The following is a 14,878-nucleotide window of genomic DNA, read 5'->3' as shown; positions in this document are numbered from 1 at the left end:
GCGATCGTCGCGGATGCTGACGCTGTTCACTGCGCTGTTCGTGCTGGCGCCGTTCGCCCGTGCGCAGGACATCGAGCCCCGTGCGTACTCGAACGCGCCGATCGGCGTGAACTTCGTGATCGTCGGCAACGTGGTGACGCGTGGTGGCCTGTCGCTCGATCCAGCGCTGCCGGTGAGCGACGCACACCTTCAGGCCAACAGTCTCGTCGCGGCGTATGCGCGCGTGTTCGACTTCGCGGGGCGCTCCGGCAAGTTCGACGTGATCGCGCCATACACGCACCTCGAAGGCAGCGCGATCTATCTGCAGCAGCGCGTCGACCGTCGCATCAACGGCTTCGCGCGGCCGGCGTTCCGAGTGTCGATCAATCTTGTCGGTGCGCCGGCACTCGACATGGCGGAGTTCCGCACGTGGAAGCAGGACTTCATCCTCGGCGCCAGCGTGCAGGTGGCACCACCGTGGGGGCAGTACGACACCGCACGCGTGGTCAACATCAGCAGCCATCGCTGGTCGGTCAAGCCCGAGATCGGGATATCGAAAGCCGCGGGACAGTGGACGCTGGAGCTGCAGGCGTCGGGCACGTTCTATGGCGACAACGACGAGTTCCTCGGCGACAGGCGCCGGTCGCAACGGCCGGTGTACGCGCTGCAGGGCCACGTGATCTACGGTTTCGCGTCGGGCACGTGGATCTCGCTGGACGGCACCCTGTTCGCCGGCGGCCGCAGCGAGGTCGACGGTGTCATGAACGACGACCTGCAACAGAACTCCCGCGTCGGCCTGGTGCTCGCGAAGCCGCTGAATCGCCGCAACTCATTGAAGCTCAGCGCGAGCAGCGGCGTTTCCGAGCGGACGCACAACAACTTCGACGCGTTCGCCGTCGCCTGGCAGTACCGTTGGGGCGCCGGGCTGTAACGTGGGCGGCGCTTCGTCGTGCATCCGCCTACCATTGCACCGCGCTCGCTTGGTCCGACCTCGATGCCCGTCCGTTTCGCCATTTCGTCGTTCATCGCCATCGTGCTGCTGGCCTGCGGCTGCCAGCGCGACGCCGCTGCGCCTGCGGTCGTGGCGCCGGTGCATGCGGTGACGCCGTCGCGGGCGAGCGTCGCGAAGCTCACCGATGCACAACGCCTTGCGCGCGTGCTCGACGCCGACAACATCGGCCGTCGCCTCGACATCTTCGAGCGCATCACCGGCGAACCCGAAGATGCAACCGCGACCACGTCGACCTACCGCGTCGCGGGCTGCACCGTCGACGTCGAAACCGCCGACCGCGCGATCGTCTGGATCAATGTCGAACTCGGCGCGCCAACCTGCACGGTCGACCTGTCGCCCGTCCTGCATCGCAAGCGCGTCGTGCGCCCCGGCAATCCGCTGACCTACGGCGAACTCGAGCGCCTGATGAACGACGGCGCGCAGTATGAGGTGCTCTGCCTCGCGTCGACCTGCGGGCCCGACGGCCAGCCGGATTTCGAAGCGGTGTTCCCTGGCGTCGAGACGAACAACTTCATCGCGATCGCCGGTGCATCCGACCCGCTCAGCCCCGGCGCTCAGCGGCAGGTGCGGGACTGGGTGCGCACGCTGACGGCCGGTCGCGGCGATTTCCACGTGCTCACCGAACTGCGGTGCACCCGCAGCTACGACGCGATGTCGCGCAAGGCACTGGCGTCCGCGGTGGTCGAAAAGATCGGCTTCGGCGAAAACGACGATGCCGACTGCGATCCGGACGACGAAGACGGCGACGATGAGGGCGCGGAACCTTCGGTCGAGAACACCGGCGGCGTGCACGTCTGACCGCGCCATTTCGCGCGTCCCGCCCGAATCCGTGGCGGAAAGCGCGCGTCCAGCCACCCCAAGCGGCCGCTCGTCGCCAAACCCTGCCCTTTGGTGCAAGCCGGCTCACGGCCGCGATGCATTGGCACAGACTGCCTGCGGGGCGACACGGTGGTGGCGTTCGTACGCCAGCCCGTCGACGCAGCGATATCGACCGACGGATTGGGGATTCGGCTGTGCTATTGCCGGAAGGACGACTTCTTCCGCACGTCACCGACCTGGGCGGCTGCATCGCCAGCCACCGGGTGATGGTGGCGCGCGCGCCGATCCGGTGGATGTACCGCTCGCATCCGGTGTGGCCGGGCGACTCGGGCTGGCGCTTCTTCGCGGGCGACGAGGATGACGCGGAGATGGTCGACCCCGACTGCTTCGGCATCTATTCGATCGATGCGATCGCGGCGCTGGATCCCTCGATCGTGCCGTGGTTGTTCCAGCCGATCGGCGCGACGCTCGAACGCAACGAGGCGACGCATGGCTTCGCGGAAGCTGTCGCATGGCGCGCGGTACGCACGCGCGGCTAGCGTCACGCGCATCGCGACATCCGGTTCCACCCGCTTGCCGCTATCGTGTCGCTCCCGCGGCGCGGCTCGTGCGCACGCCTGATCCGGATTTCGACGTGCCCCACTACACCGGCCCGCTGCTCACCCGTCCCAACGCCGACGCGCTGCTGCGCACGCGTGATGCACGCAATACCGAGTGGACCGGCTCGCTCGACCTCGGCCGGTCGACCGGCACCGCGACACTGTCGACCGATCACTGGAGCTGGCGCGGCATCGACTACCCGTATCCGCACAAGCTCAAGGACCGCACGATCTACTACTGGGACGGCGACGCGTTCGAGCCGGTGTCGCGCTACGCCGGGGCGCTGATCAAGCTGGTACCGACCGACTGGGGCGTGCCGACCTTCGAGATCGACGGCATCAAGATGCTGGTCTCGTCGAAGGTGTCGCCGATGGACGACGCGCGTCGCAAGGTCGCTCTGGTCGAACCGCGCGGCAAGGTGGTGCTCGATACGTGCGGCGGGCTCGGCTATTTCGCCGCGTGCTGCCTGGATGCGGGCGTCGCGCGCATCCGCTCGTTCGAGAAGAACGAGGACGTGCTCTGGCTGCGCACGATCAACCCGTGGTCGCCTGATCCCGATGCAGCCGACGCGGGTGGTCGACTGGAACTCGCGCATGCGGACGTGTCGGAAGCGATCGCCGATATCGGCGACGCATCCGTCGACGCCCTGCTGCACGACCCGCCGCGCTTTGGCATCGCCGGCGAGCTCTACTCCAAGGCGTTCTACGACCAGCTCGCCCGCGTGGTGAAACGCGGCGGCCGGCTGTTCCATTACACCGGCTCGCCGAATGCGCTCACCAGCGGTCGTGACGTGCCGCGTGAAGTCGCGAAACGCCTGGAAGCCGCAGGGTTCCGCGCGGAGCTCGCGATGGATGGCGTGCTCGCGGCACGACGCTAGGCGCCGCACTTAGTCGCGTGCCCGCCCCGCGTCAACGCCGCACTTCAACTCCACCTCACACAAGCGCCATCGTCGCCTCGCGCGGCCGGTCGATCCTGTGTCGACTCCAGCCACGCGAGCGCCATGTCTTCGTCCACCGGTTTCGATGCCGACGTCGTCATCGTCGGCGCCAACTTCGCGGGCGCGGCGTGCGCACTCGCGGCCGTGCAGCGCGGGCTACGCGTGGTCGTACTCGAGCGCAAGCGCGACCCTGGCGAGAAGCTGCACACCACGGGCATCATCGTGAAGGAAGCCGCGGAGCAGACGATGCTCAACCGCGTGCCCGCATCGATGACGCGGCGCGTCGAACAGGTGCGGCTGTACGCGCCGAACCTGCGACAGGTCGCGCTTGCGGCGCCTGGCTATTACTTCCTGACGACCGATACGCCGCAAGTGATGCGCTGGCTCGCGGAGCAACTGCGGGAGCATGGTGTCGACCTGCGCCTCGGTTCCGCGTTCACTGATGCGCAGCGCGTCGACGACGGATGGATGGTCGACGGCGTCGGCCGCACGCGCTATCTCGTGGGCGCAGACGGTGCGCGTTCCCGGGTCGCGCGGCGGTGCGGGCTCGGCGAAGTGCGGCAGTTCCTCTACGGCGTCGAATACGACTTCCCAGGCGCGCGGCTGTCGCAGCCCGACGCCCTGCACTGCTTCATCAGCCGGCGATACGCACCCGGCTACATCGGCTGGATCGCGCAGAGCCCCACCGGCATCCAGGCAGGCCTCGCGCTGCGACACGACCCCATCAATGCACGCGTGCCGGACATCGAAGGCTTCCTGCTGCGCGTCGGTGCCGCGGGCGGCCTGCCGCGACATCTCAAGCCCGGGCAGACGCGCGCCGGGCTCATCCCCTGCAGCGGTCCCGTGCTCGACATGGCACGCGACGGCGCGATCCTGATCGGCGACGCGGCGGGCATCGTTTCGCCCGTCACCGCGGGCGGCATCCATTCCGCGTGGGAGCACGGCTGGGCGGTCGGGCGCGCGATCGCCGGGCGCCTTCGCGATGGTGGACCGCCGCCGGAACAGGTCGCGGTCGAGGTCGCACCGCGCTTTCGCACCAAGCGCGCACTGCGCTGGGCATACGACCGCCTGCAGTTCGACTGGCCGTTCGACCTGCTCCTCTATTCGCCGCCGCTGCGGTGGGCCGCAGAACAGGTGTACTTCCACAAACGCAGGGTGTGACGCGCGTTGTTTCCGCGGCGGACATCCTTCGAATTGCAGGGGCGCAGTCGCCTGCCGCTGTCGCATACTCGATCATCGGCTCACGGACGGCCGCCTACGGGATGGCCCATGTCCGCGACGCTGCCACCGCTCGACGAAGTGCTGGACCTGCTGCCCGACGCGGTCTGCGTCGTCGATGCGGACGGCCACTATCTGCACGTCAGCGCGGCGTTCGAACGGATCTTCGGGTACACGCGCGACGAGGTGATCGGCCGTCGCATGATCGAGCTCGTGCACGCCGACGATCGCGAGTCGACGATGGAAGCGGCCAAGCGCGTGATGACCGGCGCGCTGCAGCGCCACTTCCGCAATCGATATATGCGCAAGGACGGACGCACCGTCGACGTGCAGTGGTCCGCGCGATGGCTGCCGGAGTACGGCGTGCGCATCGCGATCGGTCGCGAGATCACCGACCTGCGCCGCGCCGAAGCGGAACTCGAATACCTCGCACGCCACGATCCACTGACCGAGCTTCCCAACCGCTACCACCTGCAACGCGAGCTGCGCATCGCGCTGGAACGCGCCGCGGAAACCAGCACGGGGCTGGCGGTTCTGTATCTCGACCTCGACGGCTTCAAGAACGCGAACGATCGTGCGGGTCATGCCGCCGGCGATCGCGTGCTCTGCGACGTCGCGCGGCGGCTGCAGAACGCGCTGCGCCAGGGGGACCTGCTGGCGCGCGTCGGTGGCGACGAGTTCGTCGCACTGCTGCCGGGTTGTCGTGACGCCGCGTCCGCACGCGTCATCGCCGATGCATTGCGCGAGCGGGTTCGTGCGCCTTACGAACTGCCCGACGGTGAAGTCCATCTCGACGCCAGTGTCGGCATCGCCTGCTTCCCGGACGACGGCGCGAGTGCGGAAGCACTGCTGGTGCATGCCGATCGCGCGATGTACGCGGTCAAGCGGGAGCGGCCGCATCGCTCGGTGGATCGGCCGGTGGGCCTGCCCGTCGCCGATTGAGTGCCGGTGTCACGCGGCATCCACGCTGCAATGCCGCACTGACGCGTTCTGGACATGTTGCTGACTAGGTTGGGCGTCGGCCGGCTCGCGCTTCGCGGGTCGGGCATCAATCCGTCGCGAGGCCGCCGTCCATGGCAACTCCTGCAGCGCCGCGCTCCGGCGTGGCGAACGCGCTTTTTGCGTTGCTCAATCCCATCCCATCCCGTTCGGCTGCTTCGTCGCCGCGCTGATCTTCGACATCACCTACGCGCGCAGCGCCGAGATCATGTGGACGAAGGCGGCTGCGTGGCTGATCGTGATCGGCCTGCTCGCCGCCATCATTCCGCGGCTGGTGAACCTCGCGCAGGTGTGGATCACCGGGCGCCGCTGGTCGACGGGCGCGGACCGCATCGATTTCTGGCTCAACCTGTTGGCAATCGTCGCCGCGATCATCAATGCCTTCGTGCACAGCCGCGACGCCTACGCCGTGGTGCCCGCCGGTCAATGGCTGTCGATCATCACGGTCGGGCTGATCGCCATCGGCCATGTCATCACCGCGATGGATCGCAGCTCGACGCGGGAGATCGCCAATGGCTGACGTTCGCTACCGCCGCGTCCTTGCGCTTGCGCTCGCGACGCTCGTCGCCGGCTGCCAGCAGCATGCGCAGCTCGATCCGTCGCAGCAGTCCGGCGGCAATCCGCCGCTGCCGAGCGCACGCAACTTCCTCATGCCGCCCATGCAGGTGCCCAAGGGCGTCGGTTGGACGCAGGGCGCGATGCCGACCGTCGCGCCGGGCCTGCGCATCGAGAAGGTCGCCGACGGCCTGAAGCATCCACGACAGCTGCTCGCGCTGCCGAACGGCGACGTGCTCGTCGTCGAATCCAACGGCCCCGGCACCGAACCCGTAACGACGCCGAAGCAGTGGATCGCGGGCAAGGTCAAAGCGCAGTCCGGCAAGGGTGCGAAGGGCGGCAACCGGATCACGCTGCTGCGCCCCACCCCCTCGGGTGCGTGGGAACAGCATGTGCTCGTCGAGAAGCTGTACTCGCCGTTCGGCCTGCAGATGATCGGCGACGCGCTTTACGTCGCGAATGCCGACGCGATCGTGCGCTTCCCATTCCATGTCGGCGATACGCGCATCACTGCGCCCGGCGTCGCGCTGGCAGACCTGCCGGAAACGATCAACCATCACTGGACGAAGTCGCTGCTTGCGAGTCCGGACGGCACCAAGCTCTACGTCGGCGTCGGCTCGAACAGCAACATCGGCGAGAACGGGCTGGCGGTGGAATACCGTCGCGCGACGGTGCTGGAAGTGGACGTCGCGACCGGCGCGAGCCGCATCTACGCATCGGGCATCCGCAACCCAACGGGCCTCGGCTGGAACCCGTGGACGCACCAGCTCTGGGCGATCGCGAACGAGCGCGACGAGATCGGTGCGGATCTCGTTCCGGATTACCTGACGTCCGTGCAGCCCGGCGGCTTCTACGGCTGGCCCTACAGCTACTACGGTCAGCATGCGGACAGCCGGGTCGTGCCGCAGCGTGCGGATCTCGTGCAGAAGGCGATCAAGCCCGACTACGCGCTGGGCTCGCATGTCGCGGCACTAGGCCTGCTGTTCTCCGAGACCAACGCACTGCCGACGCAGTACCAGGGCGGCGCATTCGTCAGCGAACACGGCAGCTGGGACCGTTCGCCCTTGAGCGGCTATGCGGTGGTGTTCGTACCGTTCAACAGCGGACGCCCCGACGGATTGCCGAAGACCATCGTCAGCGGCTTCTACTCGAAGGACGAGAAGCAGCTCTACGGCGCGCCAGTCGGTGTCGCGCAGGACCGCGACGGCGCGCTACTCATCGCGGACGATGTCGGCAATACGGTGTGGCGGGTGACCTCCGCACGTCCTTGATGTCCGCGCGAGCGCTTCACGGGCGCTCCACGCCGTGCATCGAAGATCGACCGCGGACCCGCCGACCCGAGGTGTAGCGTGCTGCAGACTGCCGCGATTCTGCTGGTGATCACCGCGTTGGGCGGTCTCGTGATGGCGGGCATCCGCTTCGTGTCGAAGCACAATCCGCCGGCGTGGCTGGCGATGGTGCACGGTCTGTTCGCGGCGTCGGGCGTCACGCTTCTCGCCTATGCGGTGTTTACCGGCGCCGCGCCGGCGATGGCATCGCTCGGACTTCTGCTTCTGTTGCTGGCCGCAGCCGGCGGCGCGGTGATGAGCCTCGTCTACAAGTGGCACGACCGCCTGCTGCCGGGCTGGCTCGTGGCCGCACACGCGACGCTGGCGGTGTGCGGCTTCCTCTGCGTGCTGGCTGCCGCGTACGGCTGACTTGCCGTCAGGCTGCCGTTTTCGACTTCTTCTTCGGTGGATTCAGCGCAATTGCGGCGCGCACCAGCGCCTTGAACGCCTTTGCATCGATCGGTTCGCCTTCGCGGATATCGATCGCGCGACGCGCGTTGCCGTCGAGGCTCGAGTTGAACAGCTTGGCCGGATCGATCAGCGACGCGCCTTTCATGAAGGTCAGCTTCACCACCTGCTTGTAGGTCTCGCCGGTGCATACGATGCCGTCGTGCGACCACACCGGCACGCCGCGCCACTTCCACTCTTCGACGATATCCGGATCGGCCTCGTGGATCAGCTCGCGAACACGCGCGAGCATGTCGCCGCGCCAATCGCCGAGCTCCGCGATGCGTGCGTCGATCAGGTCCGATGCCGACTCACCGGGTGCCTGTGCCTTTCCGTTCTTGATCATGACTTCGACTCCTTGAGTGTCATCCGGTGAACGTGCAGCGGACGGGCTTTTCGCCCGCCAGCAGCGCAGTGCCACGTCAGGCAGGCACACGACGCGTCTCGATCATCTTCCAGCCGTTGCCGGAAGGATCGCGGAAGCCGGCGTCGACGGTGCCGTAGCGATCGGTCGGCTCCTGCGTGAACTCGACGCCGCGCTGGCGCATGCGTTCGCATGCGGCGCGGCAGTCGTCGACGACCAGCACCAGCGGCGGCATCGCGCCCTTGGCGACCAGCTCGCGCATCGTCTGCGCGGTCGCGGCATCGAGCGTCGGCGGCTGCGGGGCGAACAGGCCGAGCTGGAACGACGGCTGGTCCGGATGCTGCACGGTGAGCCAGCGGTAGTCACCGTTGCGCGCGTCTGTATGCACGCGGAAACCCAGCTTCTCGACATAGAACTCGACGGCCTCGTCCTGATCGCGAACGTAGACGCCGACGACTGCGACTCCCTGGCTCATGGCATTTCCTCCGGTTGTGTGGAGACCTTTATAGCCACGCCCTCGCGGCGGCGCTTCTCCGAAACTGCGATGGTGAGGTCGGGCCGGTGCGCGGCGCTGAGGTAGCAGCCGGGTACCGACTCCAGCGCATGCGATGCCGCCCGCTGGCGTGCGCGCAGCTCGCTCGGGCTTTCACCGGTGACGTCGCGGAACGTGCGCCCGAACGTGCCGAGGCTGTTCCAGCCGGTCTGCAGCGCGATGTCGAGGATGGGCATCTCGGTATCTCGCAGCAGTGCCGTGGCGCGCTCGATGCGTCGCGTCAGCAGGTAGCGATGCGGCGGCACGCCGAACGCATCCTTGAACGATCGTGCGAAATGCGCTTCCGACACGTCGCTGACGCGCGCGAGCCGGGTGATCGGCCAGGCCTCGTGTGACGCGGCATCCATGCGGTCCTTCGCGCGCAGCAGCCGACGCAGCAGGCGCGGATCGGCGCTGGTGTTCTCGGTCGACGCCGCGTCGAGCACGTCGCCTGTCGTCTTGCGGGAACGCGTCACGACTTCCCCGCGCGTTCGCCGTATTCCCAGTCGAACGGTACGCCGGTGTCGCCGAGGATGAAGTGCACCAGATCGGCAAAGCCTGCTTCCGCGCGCACGTCGTTCGCCATGATCAGCACGCAGCGACGGTGCGCCTCGATGCAGACCATCGTGTTGCCGGTCTGCTCATCGTGGCCGCCCTTGAAGAAGCCATGGCCTTGCGGTCCGTCGAACACGACGACGCCGAGACCCGCCGCGAGATCCTTGCGTTGCTTCTCGACCGGCAGCTCCGGCTGCAGCGTCGGGAACTGCATCGCCGTACCGATGTGCAGCTGCGGCTTCACCATCTCGGCCCGTGATTTCGGCGAAAGACCCGTGCCGCCCACCAATGCGGCGGCGAACTTCGACAGGTCGTCGATCGTCGTGTCCATCGAACCCGCGGCGCGCACCTTCGAGCGTGCGTCGTGAGGCTGCACCTTGCCCTCGTCGTTCCAGCCGTCGGCAAGGTTGGTCGCGAAGTCCGGACGCCACATCAGCGACGTACGTGTCATGCCGAGCGGCTCCAACACGTTCTCGCGCACGAGCTCGCCGACGTCGACGCCGAGCCCGCGATCCTTGCGGCCGTTATCGATCGCGAACTGCAGAAGGATCATCCCTTCCCCGGAATACGCGTAGCGCGTGCCCGGATCGAAATGGATGCGCAGCTTCTTGTCGGGCTCGAGCCAGGCGAAGTTGAGGAAGCCCGTCGAATGCGTCAGCACCATGCGCGGCGTGATCGAACGCCAGCGCTCGTCGCCTGCGAGGTCCTTGTAAGGGCCGTACTTCTCGGGATGGATCGCTTCCGTGTCGTACTCGGTCAGCGGTTTGTCGAGGTCGTCCGCGATCGGGACGTCGAGGTCGATGCGCCCCTGGTCGACCAGCCGCATCACCGTGTACGCGAACACCGTCTTCGTGATCGACGCGCCGTACATCACGGTGTCGGTTCGTAGCGGCTCGCCCTTGGCGTTGCGCTTGCCGAATGCGTTGACGTGCACGACCTTGCCGTCGTCGATCACCGCGATCGCCATGCCCTGCGCGCCGGTGCGCTTCATCACCGCCGCGACTTCGCGATCGATCGCTGCGGCCGACGGCGGACGCGGCGCTGCGGCCGACGTCGCGGGGACCAGCATCAGTGCAAGCAGCAGGCGTCGCGTCACGGCGTCACTCCCGGCCTTTTCACGCAGCCTAGCGCGCACGGCCGCCGGCGCGAGCGCCAGTCGTCATGGCGGCCGTCGCCGGCCTGTCATCCGGCTTGCGTCGCGCTGAAACATTCGGCGGCGACGCTTCCGCGATCCCCCACCCGTGAGACCGCCCATGCGCACGATGCATCGCCTGTCATCCGCCGTCGCCCTGTTGCTCGCGGCCGGCGCCGCTTCCGCCGAAGTGCGGCTCGTCGCGATCGACGGCCTGAGCGCTCACGACGGCGACCGCAGCCGCGAAACCGCGGGGGTGTTGGAGAACGGCGTCAGCGGGAACCTGCTCGGCGGCATCGGCTCGGGCCTTGCGTACGCCGGCGGCGATGTCTTCCTCGCCCTGCCCGACCGCGGCCCGAACGCGGTGGCCTACAAGGCCGCAGTGAGCGATACGACGTCGTACATCCCGCGCTTCCAGACGTTGCAGCTGCGGCTGCGTCCCGCGCCGGCTGGCGATGCCCTTCCCCTCCGCCTTGAGCCGCGACTGCTCGCCACCACGCTGCTGCACGCGCCCGACCGCCTCGTCTACGGCCATGGCACGGCCGTGGGCCTGCGGAGCGGCATACCGGCGTTCAATCGCCTGCGTCATACGCACTACTTCACCGGTCGTGCCGATGCATTCGTCGCGACCACGCTGTCCACCAGCGCGCTCGACGGCCGCCTCGACCCCGAAGGCATCCGTGTCAGCGCGGACGGCATGCACGTCTATGTCACCGACGAGTACGGCCCGTCCGTGTATCGGTTCAACCGCATCACCGGCCGTCGTGATCGCGCGTACGCGCTTCCCGCGTCGTTCGCGGTGCCGCACAAGAGCGCGGTTGGCGATGACGAGATCTCGGGCAACACGGTCGGTCGCGTGGCGAACAAGGGCATGGAAGGCCTGGCGATCTCGCCCGACGGCGGCACCCTGTTCGGCGCGATGCAAAGCCCGCTGGCGCAGGACGGCGGTACGAATGCGCCATACGTACGCATCGTCGCCATCGACACCGCCAGCGGCATGACGCGTCAGTACGCGTATCCGCTGAGCAACATCGGCACCGCGGCGAAGCCGAAGTATCCGACCGTCAGCGAAGTGCTCGCGATCAACGATCACGAACTCCTCGTAGACGAACGCGACGGCAAGGGCTTCGGCGACGGCAGCAGTGCCGCGTACAAGCGCGTGTATCGCATCGACCTGACCGGCGCGACGACAGTCGACACGCTGACCGGCGCCGCCGCGCTGGCACCGCATGCCGTGCCGAAGACGCAATTCCTCGACGTCGTGGCCGCGCTCACCGCGCACGGCATTCCCGCGACCGACATTCCGGCAAAGCTCGAAGGCCTGGCGTTCGGGCCGAACGTCCGCGTCGACGGCCGCGTGCGCCACACGCTGTTCATCGCGAACGACAACGACTTCGTGCCGACGGTCACCGACGCGCTGCATCCGGCAGGCGCCGAAAACCCGAACATGTTCTTCGTGTTCGCCTTCGACGCCACGGATCTTCCGGGCTACGTTCCGCAGAAGCTGCCCGGCGCACGTTGAATCGAATGTGGTAGAGCGTCAAGCACGGCGGGCCGATGCGCCCGCCGTGTTGCTGACGATCAATCGCGATCGGGCGCGCCCAACGGGAAATAGGCCCGGTACGGACGCGCTTCGTCGACCGCACGCGCGAACGACGGACGCGCGAGCAAGCGTGCACGGTACGCGCTGACCGTCGGGAACGCGTTGCCGATCGGATGCACCCAGTCGGCGTAGAACAGCGACGGCGCGGCTGCGCAGTCGGCCATGCTGAAGGTGTCGCCGGTCGCCCAGGTGCGGCCCTGCAGTCGATGTTCGAGCCAGGCATAACTGGTATCGAGCGCAGTCGCGGTACGACGCAGTGCATCTTCCGTGCGACCGTCCGGACGCAGCGCTTCGGCGACCGGCTGCTGCATCGGCGTCATGACGTGGTTGTCGAAGAAGCGATCCATGAAGCGCACTTCGAGCGCATCGACGGGATCGTCCGGCAGCATCGGCACTGATCCGCGGTGATGCAGATGCAGGTGTTCGATGACGATGCTCGACTCGACCACGGTGCGCCCGTCATCGACCAGCACCGGCATTTTCTGCAGCGGCCACAACGCGGTCCATTCCGTGGCCACGGCGGGATTACTCGGGTCGATCACGCGGTAGTCGAACTCGATCGCGTTCTCGTACAGCGCGACCAGCACCTTCTGGCAGTACGACGAGAAAGGGTGTCCGTAGAAAACGAGCGACATGGTGGTCCTTGGATGGTTTCGATGGTCACAAGTGATCGATGGTGTTGCGGCCCGGCGAGCGTACACCGGCACGCCGCGCGTCTAGCCGCGCCAGTTGGCGTGATTCCGCCAGAACTCGGCGCTTCGCAGGTAGGCCTCCCGATCCAACGGCACACCCGAGCCGCCCTCCTCCACGCCGAGCGCGTTGCGCATCATCGTGATCGGCGCCATCGGTGTTTCGATCGGCTCCGCCGTGTACATGCAGCCGACGACGCCCCAGTCCGCATCGATCGGCGTGTCTTCCTTCGCCATCTGCTCGCGGCTGTAGAGAATCGGAATCAGGTAGTTCGCGACAGGTGGTTCCAGACCTTCGAACCAGCGCACGAGCACGGGCAATTCGTCGCGCGTGCGTGCCTCGTAGTCCGACTTCAAAAGATGCCGGTTCGCGTCGGTGATCGGCACCGCAAGGCAGCGTGTCGACGTCCAGTTGCGATGCACGTGCAGCTTGCAGAACGGCGCATAGCCGTCGAGCACCGCGACCGGCGCAACGTCGTTGAGATGTCGCTCGAACTGCTCGGGCGTGCAGTCCTGGATGGTGTTGCGCCGCGGCTCGCGCGGAAACAGTCGCGCGCGGGCGAAGTCGGTAAGGACGATGGACATGAGCGGAGCCGAAGAGCGATGCGCCGGATTATTGCGCGACTGCTTCGTCCTCCGTCAGCACTACGTTCGCCACCCATGCAGCGAGCAGCGCGCCACCGATCTGTGCGACGACGAATCCCGGCACGTTGTCGGGCCGAATGCCGGCAAAGGTTCGCGTCATCGATCGTGCCAGCGTGACGGCAGGATTCGCGAACGACGTGCTCGCCGTGAACCAGTAGGCCGCGAAGATGTAGGCCGCGACGAGCGCCGGAATGGCGGCCGGCCGCTGGCGCACGCCGAGAAGGATGGTGAGCACGAGTCCGAACGTCGCGACGCCTTCGCTCAGCCACTGGGCACCGCCTGAGCGGATGTGGTCACCGGGCTGCACGATGTCGAGGCCGAACATCGCATGCGCGAGAACGACGCCGCCCACCGCACCCGCGACCTGCGCGAGCACGTAGCCGGCGAACTCGCGTGAGCGAAGCTCGCCGCGTAATCGCATCACCAGCGACACCGCGGGATTCATGTGCGCACCCGACACCGGCCCGAACAGGACGATCAGCACGTACAGCATCGCGGCCGTCGCGCCGGCATTCGCGAGCAGCGCGACGCCCTTGTTGCCGCCCGACAGGTCCATGCCCATGACGCCGGAACCCACGACCGCGGCGAGCAGCAGCGCCGTGCCGAGGAATTCGGCAAGCAATCGACGCGGTAGCGGCATCACAGCGATGCCAGCAGGGCTTTGACCCGCGCCTCGATCTCGTCGCGAACGGCGCGATAGCCGTCGTCGTCCATGTCGCGCGGATCCGGCAGCGCCCAGTCTTCGCGGCGCTTCGCTGGCACCCACGGACAGTTGTCGCCGCAGCCCATGGTGATCACCGCATCGAATTCGCCGCTGATATCGTCGAGCGACTTCGACGCGTGGGACGCGAGGTCGTAATCGCGTTCAGCCATGAAACGCACGGCCTTGGGATTGATGCGCCCGGATGGTTTCGAGCCGGCGCTCAGTGCTTCGATCGAGTCCCCGCCGTGCCTGCGCGCGAACGCTTCGGCCATCTGGCTGCGATTGGAATTCTCGACGCAAACGAAAAGAACGCGATGGCTCACTGGTGCGCTGGTCATGCCGCAGCTCCTTCGTTGCGGGGCGTGCAGCGGCCCGCCACCGGAGCACACGCGGCGCCCTGGCAGCAGTTCTCGGTGAGATAGGCGATGAGCCCGTCCATGCGCGCGTAGTCGGCGCGGACGCGGATGACGCGGCCTTCGCGGGTGTCGCCGGCAAGCCCGGCGCCGCGCAATACGTTGAGATGCGCGGTGAGGGTGGCGGGTGGCAGACCGAGCGCGTCGCGGAGTTGGCCGACCGCCAGCCCATCGGGGCCGGCCTGGACCAATGCGCGAAACGCAGCGAGTCGGCTTTCGTGCGCTAGCGCGCGGAGCGCAGCGAGAGTCTCGTCGGTGTCCATATTTCCATTATTCTGGAACTATCGAATCGCGACAAGGGCCAACACGCCTGAGCCGATGGGCGGCCGCCGTCGCAATGGTCGTGAA

General features: G+C 67.4%; 19 protein-coding genes. 10 read left to right on the top strand and 9 right to left on the bottom strand.

The window, feature by feature from the left end:
* Positions 1-13 precede the first annotated feature (13 nt).
* The 9 genes from ACVWZN_RS02725 to ACVWZN_RS02685 all read left to right on the top strand — a co-directional run bounded on the left by ACVWZN_RS02725 (position 14) and on the right by ACVWZN_RS02685 (position 7,816).
* Entirely contained in the window at positions 14-910 is an 897-nt protein-coding gene (locus ACVWZN_RS02725; RefSeq protein ID WP_456952510.1) for a transporter, read from the top strand.
* A gap of 63 nt (positions 911-973) precedes the next feature.
* A complete protein-coding gene (locus ACVWZN_RS02720; RefSeq protein WP_456952509.1) occupies positions 974-1,789 on the top strand; it encodes a hypothetical protein in 816 nt (271 codons plus the stop codon).
* A gap of 215 nt (positions 1,790-2,004) precedes the next feature.
* Positions 2,005-2,349 carry a DUF2185 domain-containing protein gene (locus ACVWZN_RS02715; protein WP_456952508.1) on the top strand — a complete coding sequence of 115 codons (345 nt, stop codon included), beginning with the start codon at positions 2,005-2,007 and terminating at the stop codon, positions 2,347-2,349.
* Between the two features lie 95 nt (positions 2,350-2,444).
* Positions 2,445-3,287: a class I SAM-dependent methyltransferase gene (locus ACVWZN_RS02710; protein ID WP_456952507.1), complete on the top strand. Its 843-nt coding sequence runs from the start codon at positions 2,445-2,447 to the stop codon at positions 3,285-3,287.
* Positions 3,288-3,410: 123 nt separating this feature from the next.
* A complete protein-coding gene (locus ACVWZN_RS02705) occupies positions 3,411-4,508 on the top strand; it encodes an NAD(P)/FAD-dependent oxidoreductase (RefSeq protein WP_456952506.1) in 1,098 nt (365 codons plus the stop codon).
* A 108-nt stretch (positions 4,509-4,616) separates the two neighbouring features.
* The gene (locus ACVWZN_RS02700; protein ID WP_456952505.1) at positions 4,617-5,507 is read left to right on the top strand and encodes a diguanylate cyclase domain-containing protein; all 891 of its coding nucleotides are present in this window, start codon (positions 4,617-4,619) and stop codon (positions 5,505-5,507) included.
* A 109-nt stretch (positions 5,508-5,616) separates the two neighbouring features.
* Positions 5,617-6,084: a DUF2231 domain-containing protein gene (locus ACVWZN_RS02695; RefSeq protein ID WP_456954693.1), complete on the top strand. Its 468-nt coding sequence runs from the start codon at positions 5,617-5,619 to the stop codon at positions 6,082-6,084.
* Positions 6,077-7,390, top strand: coding sequence for a PQQ-dependent sugar dehydrogenase (locus ACVWZN_RS02690; protein ID WP_456952504.1), 1,314 nt, complete (start codon positions 6,077-6,079; stop codon positions 7,388-7,390). The genes ACVWZN_RS02695 and ACVWZN_RS02690 overlap by 8 nt, the downstream gene beginning before the upstream one ends.
* A gap of 78 nt (positions 7,391-7,468) precedes the next feature.
* On the top strand, positions 7,469-7,816 hold the full coding sequence (locus ACVWZN_RS02685; RefSeq protein WP_051235031.1) for a hypothetical protein: 348 nt from the start codon (positions 7,469-7,471) through the stop codon (positions 7,814-7,816).
* Positions 7,817-7,823: 7 nt separating this feature from the next.
* Here ACVWZN_RS02685 and ACVWZN_RS02680 read toward each other — a convergent pair whose 3' ends face one another.
* The 4 genes from ACVWZN_RS02680 to ACVWZN_RS02665 all read right to left on the bottom strand — a co-directional run bounded on the left by ACVWZN_RS02680 (position 7,824) and on the right by ACVWZN_RS02665 (position 10,441).
* Entirely contained in the window at positions 7,824-8,240 is a 417-nt protein-coding gene (locus ACVWZN_RS02680; RefSeq protein ID WP_456952503.1) for a DUF1801 domain-containing protein, read from the bottom strand.
* Between the two features lie 76 nt (positions 8,241-8,316).
* Complete coding sequence (locus ACVWZN_RS02675) at positions 8,317-8,733, bottom strand: VOC family protein (RefSeq protein WP_456952502.1); 417 nt, start codon at positions 8,731-8,733, stop codon at positions 8,317-8,319.
* Positions 8,730-9,158, bottom strand: coding sequence for a helix-turn-helix transcriptional regulator (locus tag ACVWZN_RS02670; RefSeq protein ID WP_456954692.1), 429 nt, complete (start codon positions 9,156-9,158; stop codon positions 8,730-8,732). Before ACVWZN_RS02670 ends, ACVWZN_RS02675 begins: the two co-directional genes overlap by 4 nt.
* Positions 9,159-9,262: 104 nt before the next feature.
* Complete coding sequence (locus ACVWZN_RS02665; RefSeq protein WP_456952501.1) at positions 9,263-10,441, bottom strand: serine hydrolase domain-containing protein; 1,179 nt, start codon at positions 10,439-10,441, stop codon at positions 9,263-9,265.
* Positions 10,442-10,598: 157 nt separating this feature from the next.
* Between ACVWZN_RS02665 and ACVWZN_RS02660 the strand changes: the two genes are divergently transcribed.
* The gene (locus ACVWZN_RS02660; RefSeq protein WP_456952500.1) at positions 10,599-11,999 is read left to right on the top strand and encodes an esterase-like activity of phytase family protein; all 1,401 of its coding nucleotides are present in this window, start codon (positions 10,599-10,601) and stop codon (positions 11,997-11,999) included.
* A gap of 59 nt (positions 12,000-12,058) precedes the next feature.
* Here the strand turns inward: ACVWZN_RS02660 and ACVWZN_RS02655 are convergent, their stop codons facing one another.
* The 5 genes from ACVWZN_RS02655 to ACVWZN_RS02635 all read right to left on the bottom strand — a co-directional run bounded on the left by ACVWZN_RS02655 (position 12,059) and on the right by ACVWZN_RS02635 (position 14,793).
* On the bottom strand, positions 12,059-12,715 hold the full coding sequence (locus ACVWZN_RS02655) for a glutathione S-transferase family protein (protein WP_456952499.1): 657 nt from the start codon (positions 12,713-12,715) through the stop codon (positions 12,059-12,061).
* Positions 12,716-12,796: 81 nt separating this feature from the next.
* Positions 12,797-13,354, bottom strand: a complete 558-nt coding sequence (locus tag ACVWZN_RS02650) for a DUF3228 family protein (protein ID WP_456952498.1) — start codon at positions 13,352-13,354, stop codon at positions 12,797-12,799.
* A gap of 28 nt (positions 13,355-13,382) precedes the next feature.
* Complete coding sequence (locus ACVWZN_RS02645) at positions 13,383-14,054, bottom strand: aquaporin (RefSeq protein ID WP_456952497.1); 672 nt, start codon at positions 14,052-14,054, stop codon at positions 13,383-13,385.
* On the bottom strand, positions 14,054-14,455 hold the full coding sequence (locus tag ACVWZN_RS02640; protein ID WP_456952496.1) for an arsenate reductase ArsC: 402 nt from the start codon (positions 14,453-14,455) through the stop codon (positions 14,054-14,056). Before ACVWZN_RS02640 ends, ACVWZN_RS02645 begins: the two co-directional genes overlap by 1 nt.
* Positions 14,452-14,793 carry an ArsR/SmtB family transcription factor gene (locus ACVWZN_RS02635; RefSeq protein WP_456952495.1) on the bottom strand — a complete coding sequence of 114 codons (342 nt, stop codon included), beginning with the start codon at positions 14,791-14,793 and terminating at the stop codon, positions 14,452-14,454. Before ACVWZN_RS02635 ends, ACVWZN_RS02640 begins: the two co-directional genes overlap by 4 nt.
* Positions 14,794-14,878: the final 85 nt, after the last annotated feature.

This window comes from Lysobacter sp. HA35 (assembly GCF_054061195.1).
This window is presented reverse-complemented; position numbering and strand designations above follow the sequence as displayed.

Coding starts and splice junctions, on each gene's coding strand:
- ACVWZN_RS02690 (WP_456952504.1), top strand. CDS start 6,077: ATGGCTGACGTTCGCTACCGCCGCGTCCTTGCGCTTGCGCTCGCGACG.
- ACVWZN_RS02700 (WP_456952505.1), top strand. CDS start 4,617: ATGTCCGCGACGCTGCCACCGCTCGACGAAGTGCTGGACCTGCTGCCC.
- ACVWZN_RS02655 (WP_456952499.1), bottom strand. CDS start 12,715: ATGTCGCTCGTTTTCTACGGACACCCTTTCTCGTCGTACTGCCAGAAG.
- ACVWZN_RS02680 (WP_456952503.1), bottom strand. CDS start 8,240: ATGATCAAGAACGGAAAGGCACAGGCACCCGGTGAGTCGGCATCGGAC.
- ACVWZN_RS02640 (WP_456952496.1), bottom strand. CDS start 14,455: ATGACCAGCGCACCAGTGAGCCATCGCGTTCTTTTCGTTTGCGTCGAG.
- ACVWZN_RS02650 (WP_456952498.1), bottom strand. CDS start 13,354: ATGTCCATCGTCCTTACCGACTTCGCCCGCGCGCGACTGTTTCCGCGC.
- ACVWZN_RS02725 (WP_456952510.1), top strand. CDS start 14: ATGCTGACGCTGTTCACTGCGCTGTTCGTGCTGGCGCCGTTCGCCCGT.
- ACVWZN_RS02635 (WP_456952495.1), bottom strand. CDS start 14,793: ATGGACACCGACGAGACTCTCGCTGCGCTCCGCGCGCTAGCGCACGAA.
- ACVWZN_RS02675 (WP_456952502.1), bottom strand. CDS start 8,733: ATGAGCCAGGGAGTCGCAGTCGTCGGCGTCTACGTTCGCGATCAGGAC.
- ACVWZN_RS02705 (WP_456952506.1), top strand. CDS start 3,411: ATGTCTTCGTCCACCGGTTTCGATGCCGACGTCGTCATCGTCGGCGCC.
- ACVWZN_RS02670 (WP_456954692.1), bottom strand. CDS start 9,158: ATGGATGCCGCGTCACACGAGGCCTGGCCGATCACCCGGCTCGCGCGC.
- ACVWZN_RS02720 (WP_456952509.1), top strand. CDS start 974: ATGCCCGTCCGTTTCGCCATTTCGTCGTTCATCGCCATCGTGCTGCTG.
- ACVWZN_RS02645 (WP_456952497.1), bottom strand. CDS start 14,054: ATGCCGCTACCGCGTCGATTGCTTGCCGAATTCCTCGGCACGGCGCTG.
- ACVWZN_RS02660 (WP_456952500.1), top strand. CDS start 10,599: ATGCGCACGATGCATCGCCTGTCATCCGCCGTCGCCCTGTTGCTCGCG.